This is a genomic window from Dyella sp. (assembly GCF_035685885.1).
Lineage (GTDB): Bacteria > Pseudomonadota > Gammaproteobacteria > Xanthomonadales > Rhodanobacteraceae > Dyella.
This window is the reverse complement of the sequence record NZ_DASRZX010000077.1, coordinates 1-13,450: the sequence shown is the minus strand read 5'-3', so window position 1 is coordinate 13,450 and position 13,450 is coordinate 1. Positions and strand designations below refer to the sequence as shown.

General features: G+C 65.8%; 13 protein-coding genes. 2 read left to right on the top strand and 11 right to left on the bottom strand.

The genetic code is table 11. The features are described from left to right. Window positions 1-109 precede the first annotated feature (109 nt). Window positions 110-529, top strand: coding sequence for a hypothetical protein (locus VFG49_RS09505; RefSeq protein ID WP_324859808.1), 420 nt, complete (start codon window positions 110-112; stop codon window positions 527-529). Between the two features lie 4 nt (window positions 530-533). On the opposite strand, the gene VFG49_RS09500 is transcribed toward VFG49_RS09505, so the two are convergent. The 4 genes from VFG49_RS09500 to ubiA all read right to left on the bottom strand — a co-directional run bounded on the left by VFG49_RS09500 (window position 534) and on the right by ubiA (window position 3,978). Further along, window positions 534-1,808 carry an RNA polymerase sigma factor gene (locus VFG49_RS09500; RefSeq protein ID WP_324859806.1) on the bottom strand — a complete coding sequence of 425 codons (1,275 nt, stop codon included), beginning with the start codon at window positions 1,806-1,808 and terminating at the stop codon, window positions 534-536. 55 nt (window positions 1,809-1,863) lie between these two features. Next, complete coding sequence (locus tag VFG49_RS09495; RefSeq protein WP_324859804.1) at window positions 1,864-2,283, bottom strand: glyoxalase/bleomycin resistance/extradiol dioxygenase family protein; 420 nt, start codon at window positions 2,281-2,283, stop codon at window positions 1,864-1,866. 17 nt (window positions 2,284-2,300) lie between these two features. Then, entirely contained in the window at window positions 2,301-2,729 is a 429-nt protein-coding gene (locus tag VFG49_RS09490; RefSeq protein WP_324859802.1) for a YciI family protein, read from the bottom strand. 220 nt (window positions 2,730-2,949) lie between these two features. After that, window positions 2,950-3,978: a 4-hydroxybenzoate octaprenyltransferase gene (gene ubiA / locus VFG49_RS09485; RefSeq protein WP_324859800.1), complete on the bottom strand. Its 1,029-nt coding sequence runs from the start codon at window positions 3,976-3,978 to the stop codon at window positions 2,950-2,952. Between the two features lie 125 nt (window positions 3,979-4,103). On the opposite strand from ubiA, the gene VFG49_RS09480 reads away from it, so the two are divergent. Continuing rightward, on the top strand, window positions 4,104-4,460 hold the full coding sequence (locus VFG49_RS09480) for a hypothetical protein (RefSeq protein WP_324859798.1): 357 nt from the start codon (window positions 4,104-4,106) through the stop codon (window positions 4,458-4,460). A gap of 22 nt (window positions 4,461-4,482) precedes the next feature. On the opposite strand, the gene ilvA is transcribed toward VFG49_RS09480, so the two are convergent. The 7 genes from ilvA to leuD form a co-directional block, all read right to left on the bottom strand. Next, the gene (gene ilvA, locus VFG49_RS09475; protein ID WP_324859796.1) at window positions 4,483-6,048 is read right to left on the bottom strand and encodes a threonine ammonia-lyase, biosynthetic; all 1,566 of its coding nucleotides are present in this window, start codon (window positions 6,046-6,048) and stop codon (window positions 4,483-4,485) included. Further along, window positions 6,045-6,290 (bottom strand): acetolactate synthase small subunit, encoded by a 246-nt coding sequence (gene ilvN / locus VFG49_RS09470; protein WP_324859794.1) that lies wholly within the window; start codon window positions 6,288-6,290, stop codon window positions 6,045-6,047. The genes ilvA and ilvN overlap by 4 nt, the downstream gene beginning before the upstream one ends. 142 nt (window positions 6,291-6,432) lie before the next feature. After that, window positions 6,433-8,322, bottom strand: coding sequence for a biosynthetic-type acetolactate synthase large subunit (gene ilvB / locus VFG49_RS09465; RefSeq protein WP_414649096.1), 1,890 nt, complete (start codon window positions 8,320-8,322; stop codon window positions 6,433-6,435). Window positions 8,323-8,504: 182 nt separating this feature from the next. Next, window positions 8,505-9,521 (bottom strand): ketol-acid reductoisomerase, encoded by a 1,017-nt coding sequence (gene ilvC / locus VFG49_RS09460; protein ID WP_324859792.1) that lies wholly within the window; start codon window positions 9,519-9,521, stop codon window positions 8,505-8,507. Then, complete coding sequence (gene ilvD / locus VFG49_RS09455; protein ID WP_324859790.1) at window positions 9,518-11,242, bottom strand: dihydroxy-acid dehydratase; 1,725 nt, start codon at window positions 11,240-11,242, stop codon at window positions 9,518-9,520. Before ilvD ends, ilvC begins: the two co-directional genes overlap by 4 nt. Before the next feature lie 288 nt (window positions 11,243-11,530). Further along, complete coding sequence (gene leuB, locus VFG49_RS09450; RefSeq protein ID WP_324859788.1) at window positions 11,531-12,628, bottom strand: 3-isopropylmalate dehydrogenase; 1,098 nt, start codon at window positions 12,626-12,628, stop codon at window positions 11,531-11,533. Beyond that, a complete protein-coding gene (gene leuD, locus VFG49_RS09445) occupies window positions 12,625-13,269 on the bottom strand; it encodes a 3-isopropylmalate dehydratase small subunit (protein WP_324859786.1) in 645 nt (214 codons plus the stop codon). Before leuD ends, leuB begins: the two co-directional genes overlap by 4 nt. Window positions 13,270-13,450: the final 181 nt, after the last annotated feature.

Genomic DNA, 13,450 nt, shown 5'->3' with positions numbered 1-13,450 from the left:
GATGTGGCGGTGGCTGGCTTGGCCGCATGGACGGCCAAACGCGCCCCATTAGATCGACAAGCCCGGGCCGGCGCAACGGCCTGCGTGGGCCCGAAAGGAGGAAGGCGTCATGTTCGTGGAACGTCGCATCGAGGCACTGCCCGCGGACATCGATCCGGACGGCATCAAGGTCTACACCATCTCCGCCTCGGGCTCACCGGTCGACAGCCAGCCCTACCTGCAGCGCATGCAGGCGATGAAATCGGCGCGCCCGCGCACATGGCAGGACACGCCGGCATTTGCCATCTGCCATGACGCAGCCCAGGCGCGCTACCTCACATTGGGCTGGTGGGACAACGCCAACGAGATGTTCGTCGCGGTGGCGGTGACGCAACCTGGAGGCTGGGTCGAGGATCTCGGCCGCTATTCGTTCTGCCTGTGGGACATGGAAGTGATGTGGCACGAGCGCAATGCGTTCGTCGAACACATGTACGGCGATGTCCCGGACCTTGCAGCCTATCGCGCTGACCGATTCGTGCAGCTGCGCTGAAGCGTCAGCCGCCGGTGGCCTGCGCGCTGAAGGCGGCGCGTTGCAACAGCAGGTCGCGTTCGCGCGTGTTGCGCGTGAGCGAAGCGGCGCGTTCGAATTCGCCGCGTGCCTCCTCATGCCGGCCCAGCTTGCCCAGCAGGTCGCCGCGCGCGCTGGGCAGCAGGTGGTAATGGCGCAATAGCGGCTCGTCGCGCAGGGCATCGACCAGGTCCAGTCCGGCTTGCGGTCCGAACGCCATGGCATGCGCCACGGCGCGGTTGAGCGCCACCACCGGCGAAGGCATGCGTTGCGCGAGCGTGTCATACAGCGTGGCGATGCGTAGCCAGTCGGTATCCGCCGCCGCGCCTGCACGCGCATGGCACGCCGCGATGGCGGCCTGCAGCGCATAGGAACCGTTGGTGCCGCCCAGTGCTTCGGCGCGCTGCAATGCGGCGAGTCCGCGACGGATCAGCAACTGGTCCCAGCGCCCGCGGTTCTGCTCGCTCAGCAGGATCGGCTCACCGTGGGGGCCGATGCGCGCGGCAATGCGCGACGCCTGGATTTCCATCAGCGCGACGAGGCCGTGCACCTCAGGTTCCGCGGGTGCAAGCCCGGCCAGCACGCGTCCCAGGCGCAGCGCTTCGCCGCACAGGTCCGGGCGCATCCAGGCATCGCCTGCCGTGGCGGTGTAGCCCTCGTTGAAGATCAGGTAGATCACTTCGAGCACGGAGGCGAGACGCTCGGACAGCGCGTCGCCACGCGGCACTTCGAACGGCACGTTGGCCTCGCTGAGCGTGCGCTTGGCGCGCACGATGCGTTGGGCCACCGTGGGCTCGGGCACCATGAAAGCGCGCGCGATCTCGGGTGTGGTGAGTCCGCCGAGCAGGCGCAAGGTGAGCGCCACGCGCGCTTCGGTGGACAGCACCGGATGGCATGCCGTGAACACCAGGCTCAGCAAGTCATCGCCGATCGGATCGTCCAGCATGGCGTCCGGGTCCCCCACGGTCTGTTCGAGCTGGTCCTCGATTTCGCGGGTGAGTTCGCCCTCCTTGCGCCGATGCAGCGCATGGCGACGCATCTGGTCGATCGCACGATGCTTGGCCGTGGTCATCAGCCAGGCGCCGGGGTTGCGCGGCACGCCGGTGGCCGGCCACTGCTCCAGCGCCGTCACCAGTGCGTCCTGCGCCAGTTCCTCCGCGAGGCCCACGTCGCGCACGATGCGGGCCAGGCCGGCGATCAGCCGGGGCGATTCCATGCGCCACAGCGCGTCGATGGTGCGGTGGATGTCGGTGGCCGTCATGGTCGCCGATCACAACACCGCCCCTCCCGCGACGCAACCCTGCGGTTGCGAATGGTTATTTCGGTGGCGACATCACCATCCAGTTCACGCCGAAGCGGTCGCGCAACATGCCGAAGCTGGAGGCAAAGAAAGTCGACGAAAGCGGCATGGTGGCCTCGCCACCGCCTTCCTGCAGTGCTTCGAACGCGTGTCGGGCCTCGTCATCGTCCTTGGCGTTGAGCACCAGCGAAAAGCCACGAAAATCCGGCTGGCCGCCGCATTCGCCATCGGAGAGATTGACCAGGGATTGGCCGACCCTGATCGACGCATGCATGATCTTTTCGCCGTTGGGTTCGCCGGGCCCGCAACCTTCGGTCGGTTGAGGGCTTTCCTTGAAGCGGACCAGCGTCTGCACCTGCCCGCCCAGGGCCTTGCCGTAAAACGCGAGCGCTTCCTCGCAGCGACCATCGAAGAACAGATAGGGTTGCACCACCATGGCAAGCCTCCGGGAGGTCAGTTCGTATCACCGATCTGCGCGCGCAGCCGCGCTTCCTGCTCGCGAAGTTCGGGCGTGAACTCCGCGCCGAAATCCTCCGCCTCGAATACGCGGCGAATTTCCACTTCGGATGCACCGTCTTCGAACGGGTTGGGCGAACGCTTGAGCCATTCGACGGCTTCCTCCAGCGAGGCGCATTGCAGCAGCCAGAAACCGGCGATCAGTTCCTTGGTTTCGGTGAACGGCCCGTCGATGACGGTGCGCTTGTCGCCCTCGTAGCGGATGCGTGCACCGCGCACGCTGGGGTGCAGGCCTTCGCCGGCCAGCATCACGCCGGCCTTCACCAGCTCCTCGTTGAAACGCCCCATCTCGGTCAGCAGCTTTTCGCTCGGCATCTCGCCGGCTTCGGAAGTGCGGGTTGCCCGCACCATGGCCATGAATCGCATTGTCGTCGCTCCTTTCGCGCTGGATGACCGCCGAGGGGGCGGCTCTTATCCTCACGACGAACGATACCCGCCGGAATCGACAGGAGGGTAAAGCTGCGTTTCAGAACGCGCCTTCGCCCCATCTGTAGGAGCGCACCCAGTGCGCGACCGCGCAACTTCACGGTTGCTGCTCTGTAGGCTTTTCGCGCACTGGGTGCGCTCCTACAGGGAAATCGCTCTCTTAGCGCACCGCAAGCGCCAGCACGATGCCGATCCACAGCGCCATGCCCAGCCAGTTGTTGTTGCGGAAGGCCCACAGGCAGGCGTCGCGTTCGCGCCCCTGGATACGCCACATCTGCCAGCCGAAGAGCCCGGCGGCCGCCAGCAGCCCCAGCCAGTACGGCCAGCCCAGCGCGGCGCGCTGGCCCACGAACAGCATGGCCAGCAGGAAAGTGGCCATCAGGATGCCAAGGATCGGCAGGTCCGCATCACCGAACAAAATGGCGGTGGACTTCGCGCCGGCCTTGAGATCATCGTCGCGATCCACCATCGCGTATTGCGTGTCATACACGACCGACCAGATGATGTTGGCGATGAACAGCAGCCAGCCCACCGCAGGCACCGTGTTGGATACCGCGGCGAAAGCCATCGGGATCGACCAGCCGAACGCCGCGCCGAGCACCACCTGCGGCAGATGCGTATAGCGCTTGGTGAACGGATAGAGAGCGGCAAGCGCCGCGCCGGCGAACGACAGTTCGATGGTGAGCTTGTTGGTGAACAGCACCAGCAGGAAGGAAAACACCAGCAGGCTGGCGAACACGATCAGCGCCTCGCGCGGCGTTACGCGCCCCGCCGCGATGGGCCTGCCGGCAGTACGGGCCACTTGCGGATCCAGCTTGCGATCGGCGAAGTCATTGATGGCGCAGCCGGCCGCGCGCATGGAGAAAACGCCCAGCGTGAAGATCACCAGCAGCTTCACCGGCGGAAAGTCCGCTGCGGCCAGCCACAGCGCCCACCAGGTCGGCCACAACAACAACAGTGCGCCGATCGGACGATCCATGCGCGTGAGCACCAGATAGTCGCGCGCCTTGCCGCGATAAGCCGCGGGCAACTTCTGCAGCAGCCAGTCGAGCACGCGCGTGGCGAGCGTGGAGCTGTCGGCGGGCCGTGCCGTACCGCTCGCCGAGCGAGGTGCTACGCCGGGACGCGGGCGGGGGGCAGCGGTGGTTGGCAGGTTGCGCCCTTGGCGCTTGCGTGAAGTGGGAGCCATCCCCGAAGTGTAGCGTGCCCCGCCGCCAGGGATAGCGTGACGCCGCGCCGGGTTGCATGGCGCGCGTCGTCGCAACACGGTCACAAAGCTGACTACACTGCGGGTCTTCGGACCGGACCATCGCCATGCCCAAAGCCTTGAGCCATATCGCCCTGATCGTCGCGCATCCCACGCGCACGGCCCATCTGCTCACCGGCGTGTTCGAGGATGCGCGCATTCTTCGTGAGGAAGATCCGGGTGATTCGCATCCGGAAGTGATCGTGGCACTGGCAGGGCTGGAGTTCGCGTTGATCCGCGGGCAGGGGCCCGCGTCACGCAATGGCGACCACATCGCGTTCGTGGTGAGCAAGGAAGAGCAGATGGCGTGCGCGCGACGTATGGATGAATTGGCGCTGGACTATCAGATGGCGCGCGGTGATACGGCGCTCTATTTCAGTGACTACGACAACCATGTGTTTGAGTTGGAAGTCGTGGAAGATTGAGGGTCACCGATCGCGCACTGCCTCATTCCCTCAACAACAAGCGGTACGCCGGATTCGCACTCTCGTCGCGGAACGGATAACCCAGCGTCTCCAGAAATGCCTGGAACAACACGCGCTCATCCTCGGGCACCTGAATACCGACCAGAATGCGCCCATAGTCCGCGCCCTGGTTGCGGTAATGGAACAGGCTGATGTTCCAGTCCGGATGCATATGGCCGAGGAAGCGCGTCAGCGCGCCGGGTCGTTCGGGAAATTCGAAGCGATAAAGCAGTTCATCGCGCGCCAGTGGCGAGCTTCCGCCAATCATGTGGCGAAGGTGCAGCTTGGACAGCTCGTCATCGGTGAGATCGAGCACACCGAACCCGTGCGTGTGGAACGCATCGATCAACGCGTGTCGCTCATCGCGATGCGTGGTTTGCACGCCCACGAAGATATGCGCCTGGGCGGTGCTGCCGATGCGGTAGTTGAATTCAGTGATGTTGCGTTGGTCCAGTGCCGCGCAGAAGCGGCGGAAGCTGCCGCGTTCTTCGGGAATGGTCACCGCGAACACGGCCTCGCGCTGCTCGCCCACTTCGGCACGCTCGGCCACGAAGCGCAGGCGGTCGAAGTTGAGGTTGGCGCCGGACACGATGGCGACCATCGGGTGCTCCGAAGCGCCGTGCGTGGCTACATAGTGCTTGAGTCCGGCCAGCGCGAGCGCGCCGGCAGGTTCGGGCACGCTGCGCGTGTCATGGAACACGTCGCGGATGGCCGCGCAGATCGCGTCGGTGTCCACGCGAACCATGGCGTCCACGTGCTGCTGGCACAGTTCAAAGGTAAGGTCACCCACGCGCTTCACCGCCGTACCGTCGGCGAACAAACCGACTTCCGACAGCGTCACCGGCGCACCATGCTCCAGCGACTGCACCATCGCGTCGGAATCGCAGGTCTGCACGCCGATCACCTTTACCTCAGGGCGCAGCGCCTTGATGTAGCCGGCAACGCCAGCGAGCAATCCGCCACCACCCACCGGCACGAACACCGCATGCAGCGCGCCGGCATGCTGGCGCAGGATCTCCATGCCCACCGTGGCTTGCCCGGCGATCACAGCCGGATCATCGAACGGATGCACGAAGGTGTAGCCATGTTCGGACTGCAATCGTGCGGCCGCCGCCTGGGCGTCGCTGTACGAATCGCCGATCAGCAGCACGTCCACTTGCGCACCACCGAATCGACGCACCGCATCCACCTTCACCTGAGGCGCCGTTACCGGCATCACGATCACGGCGCGGATGCCAAGGCGGGACGCGGCCAGCGCCACGCCCTGTGCGTGGTTGCCGGCTGATGCGGCTATCACGCCGCGCGCACGCTGCGCGGGTTCCAGCGACGCCATGCGGTTGTAGGCGCCGCGCAGCTTGAAGGAGAACACCGGCTGCTGGTCTTCGCGCTTGAGCAGCACCTGCTGGCCAAGGCGTGCAGAAAGCAGTGGTGCTGCTTCGAGGCTCGTCTCGCGCGCCACGTCGTAGACGCGCGCCCCAAGGGTCTGCCTCAGCAGCTCATGCTCGCTGAGGCGTGCTACGCGAGCGATGGGCTGCACCCGTGCATTCATGGCGCAGCGGCGGCCGGATGGCTGACTTCAATAACGTCCACCAGCTTGCGCGTCTGCTTGATGATCTGCTCTACCGTGTCATCCGCGCCATGCATCACCAGGGTGAGCTGGGACACGGCCGGGTCACGCGTGGCGGCCACGGTGAGCGAATCGATGTTGCAGTGGCGTGCGGCGAACAGGCCGGCGACGCGCATCAAAGCGCCGGATTCGTTTTGCAGCAGGATCGATAGGGTATGTTTCATGGAAACTCCGTGACGCTCCAATCGGGCCATCGTTCCCGCGGAAGCGGCGGGCGGCACCCTGACCGTGCGGGAAAGGCACTGGATTCCCCCTTCCGCGGGAATGACGATTCGTTCCTTCCCACTCCCCTCTCCGGGCGTGGGTCTAAAACATGTCGCTCTTCGCGTTGCCTGGCGTTGCCGGTGCCACCCGCGACGGAATGAAATCGCCGGTGATCATCTGCGCGTACGTCGCGCCAGGGCCCACCATCGGATACACGCCCGCATCCGGATCGATCATCACCTCGAGAAACGCCGGGCCATCGAAGGCGAGGAATTCGTTGATGGTCTGCGCGAGGTCTTCCTTGCGCTCCAGCCGGCGCGCCCACTCGAAGCCATCGGCCTGCGCGGCCTTGATGAAGTCCTTCTTGTGCAGGCTCTTGTCGGAGGAGGCGAAGCGGCCGCGGAAGAACAGCTTCTGCCACTGGCGCACCATGCCGTCGCCGATGTTGTTGAGCACCACCACCTTCACCGGCAGTCCATACGTGGTGACGGTTTCCAGCTCGCCGAGATTCATGCGGATGCTGGCATCGCCGTCGATGTCGATGACCACCGCATCGCGTCGCGCGAATTGCGCGCCGATGGCGGCAGGCAGGCCAAAGCCCATCGTGCCCATCGAGCCGGAGGTGAGCCAATGGCGCGGCTCGCGGAAGTCGAAATACTGCGCAGCCCACATCTGGTGCTGGCCCACGCCGGTGCTGATGATGGCGCGGCCCTGTGTCTGCCGGTTGATCGCCTCGATCACCGCCTGCGGCTGGATCTGTTCGCTGTCGTGATCGTAGTTGAGCGCGTGTGTGGCTTTCAGTGCACCAATATGCGCATGCCACTCCGCATAGCGATCTTCGCTGGCGAAATGAAAGCCATGGCGCACGCCGTACTGTTGCAGTCGCGAAAGCGTGCGATCGAGATCGCCATGGTGATGCCAGTCCACCGACTTCACCTTGCCGATCTCGGCGGGATCGATATCGATCTGCGCGACGAAGCGCGCATTCGGCGCAAACTTGTCCGGCACGCTGGCGACGCGATCGTCGAAGCGCGCGCCCAAAGCCAGCAGGAAATCGCAATCTTCCACTGCATAGTTTGCGTACGCGGTGCCATGCATGCCAAGCATGTGCAAGGCCAGCGGATCGGTGGTGTCCATCGCACCCAGCGCCATCAGCGTGGTGGTGACGGGCAGGCCGAACTGTTGCACGAAGGCGCGCAGCGTGGCGGAAGCCTCGCCGGCAATGATGCCACCGCCTGCGTAGATCAACGGGCGCTTCGCTTTCGCCAGCGCTTCGAAGAAGGTTTCGCACTGCGCGTCATCCACGCGCGCACTGTGGATCGCATGCTGGCGCGCGCGATAGCCAGGAATCGGCAGCGTGCCTTCACCAGCGAAGCTGATCGGCGAGTTCTGCACGTCCTTGGGAATGTCCACGACCACCGGGCCCGGGCGGCCGCTGCGTGCAATCTCGAACGCGGTACGCAGCGTGACTTCCAAACGGGCAGGATCGGTGAGCAGGAACACGTGCTTCGCGCACGGGCTCATGATGTTGCTGACGGGTGCTTCCTGGAAGGCATCGCTACCCAGCGCGCCGGTCGGCACTTGGCCGCAGATCACTACCATCGGTACGGAATCGGACATCGCATCGCGCACCGGCGTCACCATGTTGGTGGCGCCCGGGCCGGAGGTGACGATGGCCACACCCACCTTGCCCGACGCACGCGCATAACCGGCCGCCATGAAACCCGCGCCTTGTTCATTGGCGGGCACGATCAGCGGCATGGGTTCGCCGCCCAGCGGTGACAGATGCGTGGTGTTGAAACGGAACACCGCGTCGTATACCGGCAGGATCGCGCCACCGGAATAGCCGAACAGCACGTTCACGCCTTCATCGGCGAGCACCTGTACCACCACTTCCGCGCCGCTCATGGTCTGTCCGGCGAGCGGATGGGTGGTGGCCGGGGTGGGCATCTCCATTTGCAATGGCAGGTTCACGGTGGTCGGATTTCCCATGGAATGCCGCATCAACGGCAGATCGACTTCGGTGGAAAACTCCCTCCCCTACAGGGCAGGGGAGGGATGGCGAGGGGTGTTGCGTGCTTGCGGGATAAGCGCCCCTCGCAAGTGAAACCAAGCGCTTGCGGGTTTCTTTGCTCGTCATCCCTGCCTTCGCAGGAATGACGAGCGGTAGCCCGTTAACCCACTTTCTTCAACGGCTCCGCCGCGGGCTTGGGCGCATTCGCCTGCAGCCACGGCATGCGTGCACGCAGCTTCGCGCCTACCTGTTCGATCGGATGCTCCAGATCGGCCTGCTTGAACTTCTTGTAGTTCGGCAGGCCGGCCTTGTGTTCGGCAATCCAGTTGTTGGCGAAGGTGCCGTCCTGGATGTCCTTCAGGATGTCCTTCATGCGTGCCTTGGTATCGGCGTCGATCACGCGCGGACCGCTCACGTAATCGCCGTACTGCGCGGTCTCGGAGACGAACTCCAGCATGCGGGTGATGCCGCCCTCGTAGAACAGGTCCACGATCAGCTTCAGTTCGTGCAGCACTTCGTAATAGGCGATTTCCGGCTGGTAACCGGCTTCCACCAGCGTTTCGAAACCAGCCTGCACCAGCGAACTGGCGCCGCCGCACAGCACGGCCTGCTCACCGAAGAGATCCGTTTCGGTCTCTTCCTTGAAGTCGGTCTTGATCAGCAGCGCGCGGCCGCCGCCGATACCGTCGGCATACGCCTTGGCTTTCGCCTCGGCGTTGCCGCTCACGTCCTGGTGGATCGCCCAGATGCTCGGTACGCCGCGGCCGATTTCATACTCGCGACGCACCAGCGCGCCGGGGCCCTTGGGCGCCACCAGCACCACGTCGATGTCCTTGCGCGGATCGATCTGCTTGAAATGCACGTTGAAGCCGTGCGCGAACAGCAGTGCGGCGCCCGGCTTGATGTTCGGCTCGATGTGTTCCTTGTACAGCGTCGGCTGCACCATGTCGGGCGTGAGCACGGCGACCAGGTCGGCGTCCTTCACCGCCTCGCCGGGCTCGGCCACGGTGAAACCTTCGGCGCGGGCCTTCTCCCATGAAGGGCCACCCTTGCGCAGGCCAACCACCACGTCGAGACCGGAGTCGCGCAGATTGAGGGCGTGGGCGCGGCCCTGGCTGCCGTAGCCGAGGACGGCGATGCGGGCCTTGGCCAGCGTGTCGTTGGTGTTGTTGCTCATGCGGTGACTCCTGCGGTCGTGTCTTCGTTGACGTGTCGGGATACGGAGGAAGAAGCGGATGCAATGCGTGTAGCGGAGGGATGCGTGGTGGCACCGTCGGAAGCGGAGCCGACCATGTAGGCGTACTTGGCCAGCGCGCCCCGGGTGACCTTCGGGGCGGGCGGCTGCCAACCTGCGCGGCGCGCCGCGAGGTCGGCGGTGGTGCTGATCTGGCGCGTGTCGGCATCGATGCGGATGCGATCGCCTTCGTGCAGCAGTGCAATCGGACCGCCGCGTGCCGCTTCCGGCGCGATGTGGCCGACCATGTAGCCGTGCGTGGCGCCGGAGAAACGGCCGTCGGTGATCAGCGCCACGTCGTCGCCCAATCCGCGGCCTACCAGCGCCGCGGTGACGCCCAGCATTTCGCGCATGCCGGGTCCGCCTGCAGGGCCTTCGTTGCGGATGACGATGACGTCGCCTTTTTCGATGCCGCCGCCCTGCACGGCGGCGAAGGCCTGTTCCTCGCTTTCGAACACGCGGGCGCGGCCTTCAAAGTGACTGGCGCCCTTGCCGGCCAGTTTGAGGATGCAGCCTTCCGGTGCGAGGTTGCCGTAGAGGATCGAGTAGCCACCGCGCGGCTTCAGCGGCTGCGTCACTGGATGGACGACATCCTGCGTCTGGGCGCGCGGCGCAGCAGCGGCTTCCTCGAACAGGCTGCGACCGGTGATGGTCGGCGCATCGTCCAGCATGCCGGCGACGATCAGTTCCTGCGCGACGCGTGCGCTACCGCCCGCGCCGAACATCTCCACCGCGGTGTAGCGGCCACCGGGCAACAAGTCAGCAATCACGGGCGTGTGCTTGGATGCGGGTTCGAAATCCTCGAGCGTCCATGGCGTGCCCGCTTCGCGCGCAATCGCCAGCAGGTGCAGCACGGCATTGGTGGAGCCGGCGGTGGCGGCGACCATGCGGGCGGCATTGCGGAATGCGGTTTCGGTGAGCATCGCGCGTGGCGTGCGGTTCTGCCGGAGGCATTCCATCACCAGCTCGCCGCACTTGCGCGCGGCGGCTGTCTTGGCCGGATGCGTGGCCGGAATATCGTTGAAGCCCATCGGCGACAGGCCCAGCGTGGTCAGCACCATCGCCATGGTATTGGCGGTGAACTGGCCGCCGCAGGCGCCGGCGCCCGGGCAGGCATCGCGCTCCACCGACGTGAGTTCGGCATCGTCGATCTTGCCCGCACCATGCGCACCCACCGCCTCGAACACCTGCTGGATGGTGATGGGATGGCTGTCGTGCGTGCCGTGCGCGATGGTGCCGCCGTACAGCGCGACGCTGGGTATATCCAGGCGCGCCATCGCCATCGCGGCGGCGGGGATGGTCTTGTCGCAACCGCACAGCACTACCATCGCATCGAGGCAATGGCCATCCACCGCCAGTTCGATGGAATCGGTGATCACCTCGCGGCTGATCAGCGAGGCGCGCATGCCCGGCGTACCCATGGCAATGCCGTCGGTCACCGCGATGGTGTTGAACTCGATTGGCGTGCCGCCGGCGGCACGGATGCCTTCGGCCACGTGCTCGGCGAGCTCGCGCAGGTTGAGGTTGCAGGGGCTCACGTTGGACCACGTGTGCACCACCGCCACCAGTGGCTTGGCGATGGCCGCATCGTCCAGGCCGGTGGCGCGCAGCATGGCGCGCGCAGGGGCGCGGTCGGGGCCGGTCTTGATCAGGTCGCTACGCATGATGCTTCCGTCATGGATGGGTGGATTCCTTCAGCTCCCGCCCTGCTTGCAGGGGCGGGGTGGCTCTGGCGTCTGAGGCAAAAAGCACCCCCTCCCAACCTCCCCCTGCCAGCAGGGGGGGGGTCTTGGGAGCCGCTGCGTGGATGGAGACGACGCGCGACAGACCCCCTCCCTTGCTTGCAGGGGAGGGCTGGGGAGGGGTGGCTCTGGCGTCCGAGGCAAAAGCACCCCCTCCCGGCCGCCCACTGCGGGCAGGGGAAGGGGCCAAAGGCGGGTAGGTATGGATGCTCATCCGCATGCCCGCCCCCAGCGCAAAAACGCCGCCGCATTGCAGGCGTGTTCGTCGATGGCGGCGAGCACGGCCTCCAGCACGTCCTTGGTGCCCGCGCTGCCGCCGATATCGCGCGTGCGCGGGCCGTGTTCGACCACATCGGCCACGGCGGCCTCGACCGTGCTGGCTTCCTGCTCCAGGCCCAGCGAGTGACGCAGCAGCATCGCCGCGGAAAGAATGGCGCCGACCGGGTTGGCCACGCCCTGGCCGGCGATATCCGGTGCGGAACCGTGGATCGGTTCGTACAGGCCCCCCTTGCCTTCGCCGAGCGACGCGGACGGCAGCAGGCCCAGCGAACCGGCGAGCGCGGCGGCCTCGTCGGTGAGGATGTCGCCGAACAGGTTCTCGGTGACCACCACGTCGTACTTGCCCGGCTGCGTCAGCAGCAGCATCGCCATGGAGTCGACCAACTGGTGCTCCAGCTTCACATCCGGGAATTCGGCGGCGATGCGCTGCACCGTGCTGCGCCACAGGCGCGAGGTTTCCAGCACGTTGGCTTTGTCCACCGAGGTGACGTGCTTGCGGCGTTCGCGCGCCAGTCGAAAGGCGCGACGCGTCACGCGCTCCACTTCGGCCACGGTGTACTTGCACTCGTCCGTAGCGGTGTCGATGGTGCGCGTCTTGGCGCCGAAGTAGGCGCCGCCGGTGAGTTCGCGCACGAACAGCACGTCGACGTTCTTCAGCTTCTCGTTCTTCAGCGGCGACAGCGAGGCCAGTGTCGGATGCACCCGCAACGGACGCAGGTTGGCGTACACGCCCAGCGCGGCGCGCAGCGCGAGCAGGCCCTGTTCCGGACGCACCGGCGCATTGGGGTCGGACCACTTCGGTCCACCCACCGCACCGAGCAGCACGGCATCGGCGGCCTTGCAGGCTTCCAGCGAGGCCCGCGGCAGCGGTTCGCCGGTGGCGTCGATGGCGCATCCACCGATCAGCTGCTCTTCGAAATGGAAATGATGGTCGAAGTGCGCGGCGACCGCGTCGAGCACGGCAACCGCGGCTGCCGTGACTTCGGGGCCGACGCCGTCGCCGGGCAAGGTGACGATATGCGCTCTCATAGGGTGACTCCGGCTGAGCGGGGTTGATCTTGTTGGGGAGTGCGGCCATGGATGGCCGCTTCTTGACCTTCGCGTTCACGGACGAACGCATCAATCAGATCGTTGTGTTGCAGGAGATAACCGAGCTGATCGACACCGTTGAGCAGGCAATGGCGGGCAAAGGGTTCGAGCTGGAAACGGATGTGGCCGCCATCGGGCAGTGCGATGACCTGCTCGCGCACGTCGATGGTCAGTTCGATGCCGGGGTTGGCGAGCAGCCAGCGATGCTCGGCTTCGTCGAGCACGATGGCGAGCAGGCCGTTCTTCAGTGCGTTGTTGCGGAAGATGTCTGCGATCTCGCTGCACAGCACGGCGTGGATGCCGTAATCCAGTAGCGCCCACGGCGCATGCTCACGCGAGGATCCGCAGCCGAAGTTGCGACCGGCGACGAGGATGGAGCAACCCTTCGCCTTGAGCTGGTTCAGCGGGAACGCCGGGTTGTCGCTGCCATCGGCCTGATAGCGCCAGTCGTTGAAGCACAGCTTGCCCAGGCCCGCGCGCTCGGTGGTGGTGAGGAAGCGCGCCGGGATGATGCGGTCGGTATCGATGTTTTCGTCCGGCAGGACGGCGGTGCGGGAGTGGATGCGGGTGACGGGGCGCACTAGAAAACCTCCGAAGGGCAAAATCCCTTCTCCCCGCCGGGGAGAAGGTGCCCCGAAGGGGCGGGTGAGGGGCGGGTGCTCGCGGTGGCGCTCAACGAAGTGCGCTGTTGCATGGCGATGAGGCTAGAGTCGCCCCTCACCCCAACCCTCTCCCCGGAGGGGAGGGGGTACAGATGTCGCG